This window comes from Bacillus safensis, assembly GCF_039619585.1.
Classification (GTDB): Bacteria; Bacillota; Bacilli; order Bacillales; family Bacillaceae; genus Bacillus; species Bacillus safensis.
On record NZ_CP154909.1, the window covers coordinates 1981657 to 1995386 of the forward strand.

Annotated in this window: 16 protein-coding genes; 6 read left to right on the top strand and 10 right to left on the bottom strand. The window is 39.6% G+C overall.

Annotated elements, in window-relative coordinates; all coding sequences use genetic code 11:
- Nucleotides 1-190 precede the first annotated feature (190 nt).
- Nucleotides 191-1342: a diglucosyl diacylglycerol synthase gene (locus AAYR28_RS10000; RefSeq protein ID WP_024428132.1), complete on the top strand. Its 1152-nt coding sequence runs from the start codon at nucleotides 191-193 to the stop codon at nucleotides 1340-1342.
- Between the two features lie 33 nt (nucleotides 1343-1375).
- Here the strand turns inward: AAYR28_RS10000 and AAYR28_RS10005 are convergent, their stop codons facing one another.
- On the bottom strand, nucleotides 1376-2077 hold the full coding sequence (locus tag AAYR28_RS10005) for an AIM24 family protein (protein ID WP_024428131.1): 702 nt from the start codon (nucleotides 2075-2077) through the stop codon (nucleotides 1376-1378).
- A 259-nt stretch (nucleotides 2078-2336) separates the two neighbouring features.
- On the opposite strand from AAYR28_RS10005, the gene cspD reads away from it, so the two are divergent.
- Complete coding sequence (gene cspD / locus AAYR28_RS10010; protein ID WP_003215784.1) at nucleotides 2337-2537, top strand: cold-shock protein CspD; 201 nt, start codon at nucleotides 2337-2339, stop codon at nucleotides 2535-2537.
- 51 nt (nucleotides 2538-2588) lie between these two features.
- Here the strand turns inward: cspD and AAYR28_RS10015 are convergent, their stop codons facing one another.
- From AAYR28_RS10015 to AAYR28_RS10025, 3 genes are all read right to left on the bottom strand, one after another.
- Nucleotides 2589-2771: a hypothetical protein gene (locus AAYR28_RS10015; RefSeq protein ID WP_008346368.1), complete on the bottom strand. Its 183-nt coding sequence runs from the start codon at nucleotides 2769-2771 to the stop codon at nucleotides 2589-2591.
- A 172-nt stretch (nucleotides 2772-2943) separates the two neighbouring features.
- Nucleotides 2944-3126 carry a zinc-finger domain-containing protein gene (locus AAYR28_RS10020; protein ID WP_024422748.1) on the bottom strand — a complete coding sequence of 61 codons (183 nt, stop codon included), beginning with the start codon at nucleotides 3124-3126 and terminating at the stop codon, nucleotides 2944-2946.
- Between the two features lies 1 nt (nucleotide 3127).
- Entirely contained in the window at nucleotides 3128-3799 is a 672-nt protein-coding gene (locus AAYR28_RS10025) for a ribonuclease H family protein (protein WP_120208118.1), read from the bottom strand.
- A gap of 94 nt (nucleotides 3800-3893) precedes the next feature.
- Between AAYR28_RS10025 and AAYR28_RS10030 the strand changes: the two genes are divergently transcribed.
- The 3 genes from AAYR28_RS10030 to AAYR28_RS10040 are packed head-to-tail and all read left to right on the top strand — an operon-like array spanning nucleotide 3894 to nucleotide 5148.
- Nucleotides 3894-4583 (top strand): queuosine precursor transporter, encoded by a 690-nt coding sequence (locus tag AAYR28_RS10030; protein ID WP_024422750.1) that lies wholly within the window; start codon nucleotides 3894-3896, stop codon nucleotides 4581-4583.
- A 1-nt stretch (nucleotide 4584) separates the two neighbouring features.
- Nucleotides 4585-4980 (top strand): reverse transcriptase-like protein, encoded by a 396-nt coding sequence (locus AAYR28_RS10035; protein ID WP_024428129.1) that lies wholly within the window; start codon nucleotides 4585-4587, stop codon nucleotides 4978-4980.
- 42 nt (nucleotides 4981-5022) lie between these two features.
- Complete coding sequence (locus AAYR28_RS10040) at nucleotides 5023-5148, top strand: hypothetical protein (RefSeq protein ID WP_003215584.1); 126 nt, start codon at nucleotides 5023-5025, stop codon at nucleotides 5146-5148.
- 14 nt (nucleotides 5149-5162) lie between these two features.
- Here the strand turns inward: AAYR28_RS10040 and AAYR28_RS10045 are convergent, their stop codons facing one another.
- From AAYR28_RS10045 to AAYR28_RS10070, 6 genes are all read right to left on the bottom strand, one after another.
- Nucleotides 5163-6050 (bottom strand): 5'-3' exonuclease, encoded by an 888-nt coding sequence (locus AAYR28_RS10045; RefSeq protein ID WP_024428128.1) that lies wholly within the window; start codon nucleotides 6048-6050, stop codon nucleotides 5163-5165.
- Between the two features lie 277 nt (nucleotides 6051-6327).
- Nucleotides 6328-6591 (bottom strand): YpbS family protein, encoded by a 264-nt coding sequence (locus AAYR28_RS10050; protein WP_120208120.1) that lies wholly within the window; start codon nucleotides 6589-6591, stop codon nucleotides 6328-6330.
- A gap of 41 nt (nucleotides 6592-6632) precedes the next feature.
- On the bottom strand, nucleotides 6633-10229 hold the full coding sequence (locus tag AAYR28_RS10055) for a dynamin family protein (RefSeq protein ID WP_120208122.1): 3597 nt from the start codon (nucleotides 10227-10229) through the stop codon (nucleotides 6633-6635).
- Nucleotides 10230-10362: 133 nt separating this feature from the next.
- Nucleotides 10363-10470, bottom strand: coding sequence for a Fur-regulated basic protein FbpC (gene fbpC / locus AAYR28_RS10060; protein ID WP_306299200.1), 108 nt, complete (start codon nucleotides 10468-10470; stop codon nucleotides 10363-10365).
- Between the two features lie 64 nt (nucleotides 10471-10534).
- Nucleotides 10535-11044, bottom strand: coding sequence for an isoprenylcysteine carboxyl methyltransferase family protein (locus AAYR28_RS10065; RefSeq protein ID WP_061109269.1), 510 nt, complete (start codon nucleotides 11042-11044; stop codon nucleotides 10535-10537).
- Nucleotides 11045-11046: 2 nt separating this feature from the next.
- Nucleotides 11047-12141 (bottom strand): type III polyketide synthase, encoded by a 1095-nt coding sequence (locus AAYR28_RS10070; RefSeq protein WP_061109270.1) that lies wholly within the window; start codon nucleotides 12139-12141, stop codon nucleotides 11047-11049.
- A 573-nt stretch (nucleotides 12142-12714) separates the two neighbouring features.
- Here AAYR28_RS10070 and AAYR28_RS10075 point away from each other — a divergent pair.
- Complete coding sequence (locus tag AAYR28_RS10075; RefSeq protein WP_120208124.1) at nucleotides 12715-13572, top strand: polysaccharide deacetylase family protein; 858 nt, start codon at nucleotides 12715-12717, stop codon at nucleotides 13570-13572.
- The last annotated feature ends 158 nt before the right edge of the window (nucleotides 13573-13730 follow it).

The window sequence follows — 13730 nt, forward strand, 5'->3', positions numbered from 1 at the left end:
TAAAATACAAATGGCTCTGTCTTCCATTATCAATTGAATCTGTTTGTTTTTTAAAATTAGTTTAATTCTTTCGTAACGAATGATATGCTCTAACTGTTTATATGTTATCTTTATGTATATGTAGACCTATGAGATTAATAGTTTTCGTACGAAGTTTTGTTGTTGTTGATTACATTTGAGGTGAATATTCTTGAATACCAATAAAAAAATATTAATCTTGACCGCAAATTATGGAAATGGACATATGCAGGTAGCAAAAACACTGTATGATGAATGCAAATCCCAAGGGTTTGAACATGTTGTAGTTTCTAATTTGTATCAAGAATCGAATCCCATTGTGTCAGAAGTGACTCAATATTTATACTTGAAGAGCTTTTCCATTGGGAAACAATTTTATCGCTTGTTTTATTACGGTGTAGATAAAATTTACAATAAACGCAAATTTAACATTTATTTAAAGATGGGAAATAAGCGTCTCGATGAATTAATTCAGTTACACAATCCGGACATCATCATTATTACATTCCCGATGATTGTTGTACCAGAATACCGAAACAAAACCGGTAAAGTGATTCCGACTTTTAATGTCATGACAGATTTTTGTCTCCATAAGATTTGGGTACATGAAAACATCGACCGATACTATGTTGCAACCGATTATGTGAAACAAAAATTAGTGGAAATCGGCACACATCCAAGCGATGTCAAGGTGACAGGTATTCCTATTAGACCACAGTTTGAAGCAGACGTGCCACAATCGATGATCTATAAGAAATATGGATTATCATCAGATAAAAAAGTTCTTCTCATCATGGCCGGTGCTCACGGTGTACTAAAAAATGTGAAGGAATTATGTGAGGCGCTGCTTCTCGACAGTGAAGTACAAATTGTTGTTGTATGCGGAAAGAACGCCGCGCTGAAACAATCGCTTAGCGTTCTTGAACAAGCACACCCAGATCAATTGAAGGCGCTTGGATATGTGGAACAAATTGATGAATTGTTCAGAGTAACAGATTGTATGATTACAAAACCAGGCGGCATTACTTTAACAGAAGCAACTGCAATCGGTGTCCCGGTCATTCTTTATAAGCCTGTCCCTGGACAAGAAAAGGAAAATGCTCTTTTCTTTGAGGATTATGGCGCTGCCATTGTCATTAACCGACATGAAGACATTTTAGAATCTGTGACCAACTTGCTGCAGGACGAAGAAAAATTAGAAACAATGAAACAAAACATGAAAAAACTGCACTTAAAACAATCTTCTCAAACCATTTTGGAAGATATCGTTGAGCAGTCAGATCTCATCATGAATAACAAAACATATGCTCGCGCATTATCATAAAAAGGTGTCCGTCATTGACGGACACCTTTTTCCTCACCCTTGATTTCCATTTGTTGTGTATACTTCTTCAAACGGCTGAACGACAACAAAGCCGCTTCCGGTAAACTTCATTTGAATGGACTCTCCGCTTCCCCTGCCAATAAACGTTTTAAAGGAAACATCTGTCACAAATTCAGTTTTTAAATCCCCTGACCACGCAACAGTCGCATTCGGATCTGTATAAACAGAATCACCCGGCTGAACAATGAGTGTCAGCGGCTCATAATGACTTGTGATTGCAACTAAGCCCGCCCCTTCTAATTTGACATTAAATAATCCACCTGCAAGCATACCAGATACTTTTTTCATCAATTTGATATCCCAGCGGACAGATGGTTCAAACGCAAGCAGGTCGTTTCCATTCACAAAAATGGATTCTCCTTGAGCCAAACGAAGAATCGAGATTTTTTTACCTTGATCTGCCACGTATAATTTCCCATCACCTGTCGCCTTCATTAGTGAGGTGCCTTCTCCTGAAAGCATTTTTTTGAACATCTTGGAGACGCCGTGCTCAAAAACACCTTCACGTTCAAATTTGATTTTCCCTCGATAGGAAACCATGGAACCCGTTTTTGCCCAAATCGTGTCAGTCAAATTAATTTCTAAAAGTCTTGGTGTTTCAAGTTCGAAGACCCCTTCTCCTTTATCTTCTTGCTGCGTATTCTGAACAAATTCTTCAAGTGTATAACGATTCATGATTGCACCTCTTTCTGTATTTTTTTTATATACGGACAAGCTATACGTGAGGTTCCGAAAACGTTTTATATTTCATTGTTATTCACCAAAAAAACAAAAAAATCAAACATTCTGCTCAAAATTTGGCTCGCCTGCTTGACGCTTTACTTTTGATGGTGTATAGTGGAACCATCATTTAACAACTGCAAAGTCGTTAGGTGATGAAAATTTTTTTTAGTATGCCAAAAGGTGTGCTACAGTACTAGGAGGAAAAAGCAATATGCAAAACGGTAAAGTAAAATGGTTCAATAATGAAAAAGGTTTCGGCTTCATTGAAGTTGAAGGCGGAGACGATGTATTCGTTCACTTCACAGCTATCGAAGGTGACGGCTACAAGTCTTTAGAAGAAGGACAAGAAGTTTCTTTTGAAATCGTTGAAGGTAATCGTGGACCTCAAGCTGCAAACGTAACAAAAATCTAATCAACTAAATCAATGATGAAACGACAAAATAAAGAGAGGCATATGCCTCTCTTATTTGATTTTCAGCTGAATTTCAATTGCTAAAATATTTTGCTTCAGTCGTTGTTCAATTTCAGAAATATCTTTTTCGAGAAAAGGTCTTCCCTTCTTTGCTACATCTACTAGCTGCTCTAGATCGCTGTATACCTCTTGAAATGTTCGATGTAATACCGTTTCGAAATCCTTATTATCCATGCCGGCCTTCCCCTTTTCCTCTATTATCCGTCACTTAGTCAAAAAGTAACTCAACCAAAACTTTCTATAGTTATATCGGCTCATTTTTCAGAATATGTTCTCTTTTTACACATTCTATCCGTTTTTTTTCATGAGCGGATGTTTGAGCAGGGAAAACCGGGGCGGCAGCCGCTTACTTTTTAAGCAGCGTCTGTCCGTATTCTTTTATTTTCTCTCCTACTGTGCATTGCTGAATACAAAAGGAGTGGGCGTATTTTTTTCCATATTCTTTTCGAAAGTGCTTCTTAATCAAACAATCTGAACAATACGTGTCTTGGAGATCCGTCAATTCTTGTACTGCTGTTTTTTTATCCACATTATTCAGCTCCGTCTGCTTCTAATTTCAATTTACTTTCAATTGGAACGTCTGCAAGCATCTGCCTTGCAAGCTGATCCGCCTCTGCATTTTGTTTACGATCGATGACTTCATATGTTGGCGTAAGCCTCAGCTCCCTTAAAGCCGCTTCAATCCGGTCGAGCCATTTGTTATGTATATCATCATAACAAGGCCATTCTCCTTTTAACTGATTCATGACAACAAGTGAATCGCCTCTAATCGTGACAGAATTTCTGCTTGCTCCAAGATCTTTTAAAGCTTTGACAGCCTCAAATAAAGCCGCATATTCTGCTTCATTATTGGTGATTCCTTGGAAGGGCTGATTTTTTCTCAAACGATAAGCATCTTCTCCGAGCTTATAGTAAACGACAACCCCAAGACCAGAGTCGCCTGTTTCTTTGTGAAAACTTGCATCAAAATAGACCTGAAGCTGATCAGGTTCAAGCTTTAGTTCTTCATTTAGCTTTTCAAGTTCTTTAATAGACCACATCGCCCCTTTTTCATCTTCAAATGATAGGAGTGACTGTGGTTCTTTTTTGTCGATATGTTTGGCTAAAATCAAGGCCTCTTTTAGCTCCATCCAATCTTCTTGGAAAAAAGCAATGGACCCAATCGATTTCACTTTCATTGTATAGTGTGCTCTTAATTTCATTGATCACATCGCCTTCCCGTGCTTTTAAGGTAAACGTTCGTTATGCTATAATCAAAAAGTTACATTTCACAATGAGAAAGGAAGTTCATGTCACTTGTTTAATGAAGGTATTTGGATCTTATTTGCGATCATTAATTTTATCATTGTTCTTCTATTTTATAAAGGATTTGGCAAAATGGGCCTTTTCGTCTGGATTGGCTTTGCGACGGTTGCTGCAAATTTACAAGTGGTCAAAACCGTTGAATTGTTTGGCTTAACGGCAACACTTGGGAACATTTTATATGGCAGTGTGTTTTTTGCAACGGACGTATTGAATGAAAAATATGGACAAAATGAAGCGAGAAAAGCTGTCTGGATTGGTTTTGCCACTCTTTTAACACTAACCGTTGTCATGCAGGAGGCTTTACTTTTCCATCCCGCTCCATCCGACATTTCTCAAACATCCCTGGAAACCATTTTTGGCTTTATGCCAAGGGTCGCACTTGGCAGTCTTGCTGCTTATATCATCAGTCAAATGTTAGATGTTTATGTATATTCGTTTATTCGCCGGATATTTCCTTCCGATGGTGCGCTCTGGGTGCGCAACGCTGGAAGTACGATGATCAGCCAGCTGCTTGATACACTGATCTTCACAACAATTGCCTTTCTTGGCACCTATCCATTTCATGTATGGATCGAGATCTTCATCACGACTTATGTGATTAAATTTATCGTCGCCGCGATTGCGACACCATACGCGTATGCAGCGAAAAAAATGGTTCCGCTTGATGAAAGGGTGAAATAAATTGCCAGCTGAAATATACATTGATGGTGCTAGCGCAGGTAATCCGGGTCCTTCTGGCATCGGCATTTTCATTAAATATGATGGAAAGGCAGAATCTTTCTCGATTCCTCTTGGATCAATGAGCAATCACGAAGCAGAATTTTCCGCTCTCATTGAAGGGATGAAAATCTGCGTAGAAAAAGGACTGCGATCCGTTTCGTTTCGAACAGATTCACAGGTAGTTGACCGTGCAGCCAATGCAGGATTTGCTAAAAATCCAGCCTTTCAGCATTTTATAAAAGAGATGATCGAGCTTCAAAGCCAGTTTGATTTATTTTTCATTAAGTGGATTCCAAGCAAGGAAAATCATGTAGCTGATCAGCTCGCTAGAAAAGCGATTCACCTTTCTAAAGGATGAATCGCTTTTTTTCGGTTATGCTAATGTATGAGGTGATACTGATTGGATAAAGAAAATAAAGGTCGTGTCACAAATGGGACAACGCCTCAAGGTGATGCGCAAACAAAAGATAAGCAGCCACTATCTCAGCTCGAAAATAGAGCGAAGAAAAGCAATACAAAAAGATGAATTTAGGGATCAGCTTAGCTGATCTCTATTTTACTTAAACGATTCACCATCGGTTCAATTCCTTTGATTTGATGGTATCGCAGCATGGCAGCAGCCCGTTCTTGATTGATGTTCACCTTCGTCTCATCAATTGGACAGCTCAGCGGGACATCACATTTGATCTCTGCCAATAAACGGGAAAGCTTCAAATCTTCTAATCCTGCTTGCATTTTCTTTTGCTGGGCAGCCGTTAGTTCATGAACATTTTCTAATAATCCGTCAATGGTTTGATATGTTTGAATAAATTTTAATGCTGTTTTTTCTCCGATTCCTTTGACGCCTGGGTAATTATCACTTGAATCCCCCATAAGTGCTTTCATATCGATCAGCGCCTTTGGAGAGATGCCCATTTCCTCTTCAAATAAAGCTTTAGTATAATGTTTATAGTTCCCGATTCCTTTTTGCATTAGAGCAACCGTCACTTGTTCATTCAATATTTGCAGCAAATCTCTGTCCCCAGTTAGGACAGTCACACGTGCTTCATTCTGATAGACTGCCGCCAGCGTGCCGATACAATCATCTGCCTCAAAGCCCTTTATACCAACGTTTACAATTCCTAGTTCTTCTGTCGCTTCCTTTGCTAAATCGAATTGCGGAATAAGCTCGACAGGTGCCTCTCCTCGATTTGCTTTATAATCTTGAAACAATTCATTTCGGTATGTTTGGCTTCCCATATCCCAGCAGCAAACAATATGGGTTGGCTCAAATGTTTGAACAGCGGTTAATAAATGCTTCAAATAGCCATTTACTCCATTCGTCGGGACACCGTGATCATTTATCATAAAATTTCGATGGACAGCCGTTGCATAAAACGATCTGAATAGAAGCGCCATGCCATCAACAAGCAATACGTGTTTATTCATTCTTATAAACTCCCTTTTTCAAAACAATACTCCTATTCTATCATAGAACATAGAATTCGACATAAAAAAGGCGCCTTCTTCTTTTGGAAAAGAAGTGGCACCTGGGGATTACTTTTGACCATATTGCATTTTTTTCGATTCTGCTTCTGCGTAGGACGGCATCTCTTTTTGTTTAGGGTGACGCTCATCCTGCTTTTTTGCATGCTGTTTTTTTTCCATCATCATTCCCCTTTCTCGGTTCACTTGTTAAGATGACCAAAAAAGAGAAAGTTACTCTTTACTTCTGTTTTCGTTCTACATACTCCCTGACCATATCAATCGTGACATGCTTACGCAGCGGAACAATTCCGCCTCGTGCAAGCTCATTCATCTTCGAAGTAATTTCATTGATCTCGTCAGTTGTAAATAGCTCGTTTTGCTCACACTTGAAAACAGCAGTCTCTATTGCCTGCTCTCTTTTCTGCTCAAGCGCAAGAAACGATTTGATATGAGCATTCTGTTTTTGTGAATGTGCGGAAATTTCTTCGTGTACGCTCGTCATTTTTTATCAACTGCTTTCTTTTTTATTTAGTCTATCATGAATCAAATGGTTTTCAACTGGTTCTTCCATTCATTTGTTTGCTTGTATACTTGTTCTATCATCGCCTGCTCTTTCGCATCTGTCGTTAAGCTCATGATAAATGTTTGTTTTTGTTCACTCAGCTGCTTGAGCGCTTCTGTTTCATATCTTTTAGTAAAGGTCTTCACCATCATATCGTATCTGCTCTGTAGTTCTTCTTTTTCTTTATCTGCCCATTTCGTCGTTAACTGGAAAAGAACATCTCGAATCGCTTCTATAAACGCTGCCTTCCCGTTCTGTTCAAAGAAAGATTTCGCTGATTTTTGCTTCTTTAAGAGCGGCTCAAACGGCGTCAGGTCCGCTTCCACTTCAATTTGTTTCAGCTCGGCATTTTTCTCATCTGGCGGCGACAGCCGGAGAGAAAAGTAAGGATCTTCTGCACACGCAGCCTGTAATCCTTTCTCCCACTCCTCTTTGAAATATTGAGTGATAAACGATTCCATTCGAATATCAAGCGCTTTTATCTCCTGTACAAATTCAAATTCATAATCCTTTAGCGCCTGTTCAAGCGCTTTTTTCAACTCCTGTCTGAAGTCCCCTTGAGATATTCCAGGATAAAAGGCTGTCTTTAACAGATCATTAGCATAAAGTGACAAGCGCTGAACAATGTGGTAAAGCTGTTCGTGCAAGTCCTTTTTCACACTTTCTGTTACTAACTTAGATCGTTTAATATAGCTCATTTGATCAACGATCGCTTCATAGGATGTGTTTATCTTTTTCTTTTCTGCTTGCTTTTCATCTTCCGACTGATGCAGCGTCTCATGCAGCTTGTCAACTGTTCTACATAATGTACTAGCTTCAAAATACAGAAGCTCAATCGCATCTTTCGTTAATTCTTCCTCAATAAAATAGTCGAGCTGTGTTCTAAGCTGTGCATACTGGTTATAAGGCGACTGTCCCTTTCCTTCGATCTCTTCCTTACTCGATACGTGATGAAGGTTTGGATGCCGGATGCCTTCTTTTGTGAGCTCATTTTTCACATAGTCAAAGACGGTTTCAAGCTCTGCTTGATCCTTTGCGAGGTCAGCTGCATTGATAATAAAAAACATTTTATCCATGCTAAATGAATCTTTTACAAGCCCGAGTTTACGTAAAAATGACCGGTCTGCTTTTGAGAAAGAATGCTGGTAGTAAGTTAAATAAAGAAGGGCATCAGCATCCTTCATATATTGAAAGGCAATCTCTGTGTGACGTTTATTCATACTGCTGGCGCCTGGTGTATCAACAATCGTCAGTCCTTTATCTGTTAAAGGTGTACTTAAATAGACCGTCACTTCCTTCACCACACAAGAAACAGCCTCTTCAGCCACATATGGCTTTAATTCTTGCAGGGTGACATTGAGCGGCGTTTGTTTTTGAATCGAATCACGGAACGTTTCATGAGCGTTTAAAAAATGGTCAACAATGATGCGGTGATCCTGTTCAAGCACTCTTTTTTTCAGCGTCCGCTCGAGTTTCGCTTGAAACGTATCTCCCTTTTCTTCTGTTATAGAATAACCGAGAATTTGATCGAGCTCCTCTAATATTTCCTGCTCGGTTTTGAACACTACTTTCACACTTTCATGCGGATGGTCTTCTGTCGGCCGCGTCAGCTTATTGATCGTGGCCGTCGTTGGTGTAGGAGATGATGGCAGCACCTTTCTCCCAACAAGGGCATTGGCAAACGAAGATTTCCCCGAACTAAAAGCACCGAATAAGGCGAGTGTAAATTCCTTCGCTTGCAGCCGCTTTGTTCGTTTTTCAAAGGACTTTCTTTGAGACCCAAGCGCGTTTAATGGCATTAAAATTTGAGAAAGCTGCTCAAACTGGTCAATCGACTGCGCTGTCGGGATATGCTGTGATTGTCGCATTTGATCAAGCTCTGTCTGCTGCTGATTTTCTTTTTCGCTTTCTTCGGTATGAGTTGATGTTTGATTCTGATTTAGCTCGTCATGCTGCATCCGGTGTTTTTTCACATAAAACCAATCTTCTTCGATCTGCTCATTTGTTCCGTTTTGCCATATATCCCATACATGCTCAATATCTTTTCTGATGTGATCATTTTTTTCCATGCATTGCTCCAGCGCTTGGAGCTCCTGTGCTGCCTGGACCCATTTTTCTTGGTGCTTTCCCTCTTCATTCATGAGCTGGGTTTTCAGCATCTCGGTCATTTGTTCAATCAATGGTATTGCTTTCTGTTTCGTCTGTCTTTTCAGTGCTTCACCCGCATCTTTTGCATATTGCAAAACGTATTCATTTGAAAATGTCGCACCGTGATGGATCACGTTTTCAAGCAGTGATTCTTCTACAGGTGTTTCAAATGCCATCACTTGATTTAATAGCTCTTCACCAAGCTGATGTTTCTTGACTTCTTTTTTGAGCAGCTCAGCAATATGCCAGTCTACTTCTGCTTTCATTCTTGCTTTGACATCTGCTAAGAACTCGTTCGCCCGCTTTTCTTTTTCCTGCTCGGTTTTATTTTTAGCGAACAGCAGACCTACCTTAAAGCCAGGTGCTTTCGATTCAATATAATCACTTGCGAGCTCCCTCATTTTAAATGGGGTTAGATTTGCATTTTTTAAAATGTTCTCGACTTCAGAAGACACTTCATCTTCTAACTGTTTTGCTCCATTTTCAATGAAGCTGCTTCTCGCTTCAAGTTCCTTCACTTCTTTTCTTTTTTCTTGAAGCTGTAAATCCAGATCCTCTTCCTGCAGCTCTTCTTTTAATGAGTCAATATGTTCTTTTAAAACATGCTCTATTTTCTGCTCGGTATAGGCGCGAAGCGATGCTTTCGGCAATGTTTGTAATTCTTGCAGTTTCTCGATTAAACGAATCATTTCGTTTCTTGGATGCGACTCATCGGTTACAGATGTAAAGTATAGATGTTCTTCTTCAATGCCTTCTTTTTGAAGCATATCAACTACTTGATTTTTGTAGTCTTCAAACGCTGTCTCATGCTCATCATGTCGATCGACTTGATTGACGATGAAATAAAGATTTGGCACTTTCTCTTTAATGGAGCGAATGAAACGAATGTTTTCCTCAGAATGAACATGGTTGTAATGAACGACATAAAAAAGAGCATCTGCTTGATGAAGAATAGACGCAGCAGATAAAAAGTGAGCATGATCCGTTGAATCAATTCCGGGTGTATCAATCACTGCCACCTTTTCTTCCAGTCCTCTATAGTCCCCGCTAATTTCCACCATTTCAATCTGTTCTCCATCCTTACAAAAACGCTGAACTGCTTCTTTATCATAAGAACCGCTCATTTTTGCAAAACGGCCATCTGAGGTGTGAAGCTTTACTTCACTCTCCCCTTTCCTCACGACGACCAAGTTGGCACTTGTTGGAATTGGACTCGTTGGCAGGATGTGATCATGAAGCAGATGATTCACAAGAGATGACTTTCCAGCTGAATAGTGGCCGGTAAATGCGATATACACTTCTTCTTCTGCTTCCTTTTTGATAATTGATGCAAGTTTGGCTGCGCGTTCATGATCATCCCTTTTAAGAAGGCTTTGATATAAAGCACCTGTAGTTTGAACGAGCGAATCTCGAATAGACAAGTCTTCCATGACGATAAACCCCTTTGTTTTTAGAAAAGTCAGTTATGTATGTGATACCATTTTACACAAAATGAAGAGATTTTTCTTCTGATCTGAGGAAATAAAAAAAATCTGCTTCCCGATCAGTCGCAATTGACTGGGATCAGGAAGCAGATTTTTTAGAAACACCTTTTAATACGAAGCCAATTAATAGGCTGTATACACAGACCGTACCGAGTAAGAAAACCATTGTCATGTGATCACCGTCCATCCTTCGTGATTGAGAATGCTTATCATTAATGAAAGTGTATCACAATTGATAATGATTTTCAATATTAATTTAACAAATACTGATTGAGCGCTTTCTCTTCTGTTTGAATTCTCACGGCCATCATCCATGCATTTAAACATGTGAACAAAATGGCGGTAAAATAGGCATTAAACAATAGCGGGATCAGCATAAGCTCAATTGCCACCACTACATAGTTAGGATGCTTTAACCAGCGATAAGGTCCTTTTTTCACCATCATCGCATTTGGTACAACTAAAATCTTTGTATTCCAATACGTCCCAAGAGAATATAATGCCCAGTATCGAATCACCTGTGTGGCCAGCAGTACAATGAGCAGCACAAGAAAATAGCGTGACGGCGTCTTGTTTAATCCCCATACCTCAACCATGAGTGAGAGAAAAAAGCCCGCATGCATAGCGACCATATAAGGATAATGACTTGCACCAAATTCAATGGCACCGATCGCTTTTACTTTCTTTTCATTTCTTTTAGCCACAAGCATTTCAATAAGCCGCTGACAAACGAAGAAACCAATGACGAGCCAAATGATCATGATTAGACCTCCTCCCATTTCATGAGCAGCAGCTCTGAGGAAAAGCCCGGACCAAGCGCTCCGCAAAGACCCATATCTCCCGCTTCAGCGGATTGATGTTCAAGATAATGTTTGATCACATACAAAACTGTGGCAGAGGACATATTTCCGTGTTGTTTAAGTACTTCTTTTGATGAAAAAAGTTGATCCTCTTGTAAGGATAGACTTTCAATATAGGCGTCAATCACTTTTTTTCCTCCAGGATGGGCAAGAAAAACTGATAGATCTTCTGCTGAATACCCTTGCTGCTCTAAAAATTGATCGACCTGCTCTTTTAACCAGCCGGAAATAATGGAAGGAATGTCACGGGAGAAAATAACGCGAAAGCCCTCACTTGTAAATTCCCAGCCCATCACATCCTCAGACTCTTTCATTGTGACGGATTGTGTACCAATCACTTTAGGGACTGTTTTTAGATCGGCGTATTCAGATACACCTTTTTCTCCAGTTAAGAGTACCGCTGCTGTCCCGTCTCCGAACAAAGATGTACCGATTAAATTGCTTTTTGATTGATCTTGCGGCTGAAAGGTTAAACTGCACAGTTCACAGGCGACAACCAGCACCTTTGCTTCTGGAAATGCCCTTATGTATTCGTAAGCCCGGGACAACCCTGCCGCTCCGCCCCCGCACCCTAACCCCCAGATCGGCACTCGTTTCGTATAAGGCGAAAAAGGAAGAACGTTCATCAGTTTTGCATCAAGACTTGGTGTCGAAAGTCCGGTGCTTGAAATAAAAAACAATGCATCAATCTCTTCAAACGGAATCGGTTTTTTCAGGAACGCCTTCTCATGAAGACAGTGTATGACCGCTTCTTTTGCATGAGCCAATGCTTTTTCCAAATAGAGATTGTTTTTCTCCTCAAAAGAGTGGTGCGTCTGATACCATTCAATTGGCTGCACAAACTGTCTGCTCTCGATTTCTCCGTTTTGAAAAGCTCTCAGCAGCCGGTCGATATCTTTAAACGATCGTTTAAATTGGGATCTAGCAAAATCAGCCGCCTTTTTCTGATCCACATGATGTTTTGGCAGACTCGTTCCAACAGAAAGAATGTACGCCATCGGCTTCACCTCTTTTTTCGATTAATATCCCCTATCGAAAAAAGGATATACATGCCAAAACGTCACAATTCAGTCAAAATATTTTCCTCCGGCTAACTTTTTGTCTTGACGACAATTGATAAATATTGGATAATATAGGTGAAAACATGATGTAGTTTTCCTCCTTCACAGGTTCGTTCTAAGCCAAGCGAACCTGCTTTTTTTATGCAAAAAAACACCTCTAAAAGAGAAGTGTTCAGAACGTAGACACCCCCCCTTTACTTATACAACACTTTCATACGGAATCTCCCTTTCGCTTCGAATTAATGGTCAAATCTGCTGCTATCTTAGCTTATAAATATTAACGTTTCGATCATTATTCAGAATGATTTTATTTAAACATGAATGGATCACCTTTTTTTGCTGATCAACACAAAGTAACAACCATAAATTTCTAATTCATTTGAATTTTCTATATAAAAAGGATTTTTTCCACTATATATTTAATCAATATGAGTACCAGGAAAAACAGTGAAAAAAGAAAGAATCTACAACATGGTTCGGCTCAAAATTTAATTGACTGGAGTGATTGTAATGAAAAAGGTTTCCAAAAAAAAGACACCCTACAACACGATACTTCTCTCAAAGGTAATTGGTTTAGTGCTTCTTACACTGTTTCTCTTTTTTATCTGGGATATGTCTAAACCCCATTTGCAGGCGACCAATGGGCAAGCAAAAAATGCTGCCAGCAGTGACTTCCGTGACACAAGCATCAGTCTGAAAGCAAAAGATCAGTCTATAAGAACATTGGATACACATTTTAAGACCAATCCAAACCAACAGGCAACGAATAAAACAGTCTTTTTAACATTTGATGATGGTCCTTCTGCTACATCAAATCAGCTGTTAAATGTATTAAAAGCACATCACGTGAAGGCGACGTTCTTCATGCTTGGACCGCAAATCCAAGCACACCAATCAGCTGTGAAAAGACTTTATCAAGAAGGACATCAATTAGGTCTTCATGGCATGACGCATGATATAAACCTCTTTTATCAGAACAGCGAGTCTCCAGCAAATGAAATGAGAGAAGCTCAGCGTATTCTTGCCTCTGTTACAGGCGTCTACAGCCGTCTTGTAAGAACCCCCTTTGGCAGTGTTCCAAATTTAACATATCATCAAAAAGTACGTTTAAACCAAAATGGCTTTATTTACTGGGACTGGACGATTGATAGTCTTGACTGGAGATATAAAAACGCACAATATGTTCCAGAGGTATTGAATCAATTGCAAATGTTTGAGAAAAATAAACCATGGGAACCAAAAGTTATATTAATGCATGATCAACCCTCTACCACAAACTATTTAGATAGCCTGATTATACAGCTAAAAGCAAGGGGCTATACATTTGCAGTCATTAACGAAACAATGCCGCCGGTACAACATGAATAGTGCTAATCACAAAAAGCCCGTATCCAAAAGATGCGGGCTTTCAGCTTGTAGACAAACCCTCACACGCTCCTTCCTAGGATCCTAGGACTTCAAAAGTTTTTTATCAAGCTAAAAAGAAGACAAAGAGCTAAAATAAAAGGTCATTTTAGCTCTTTGTC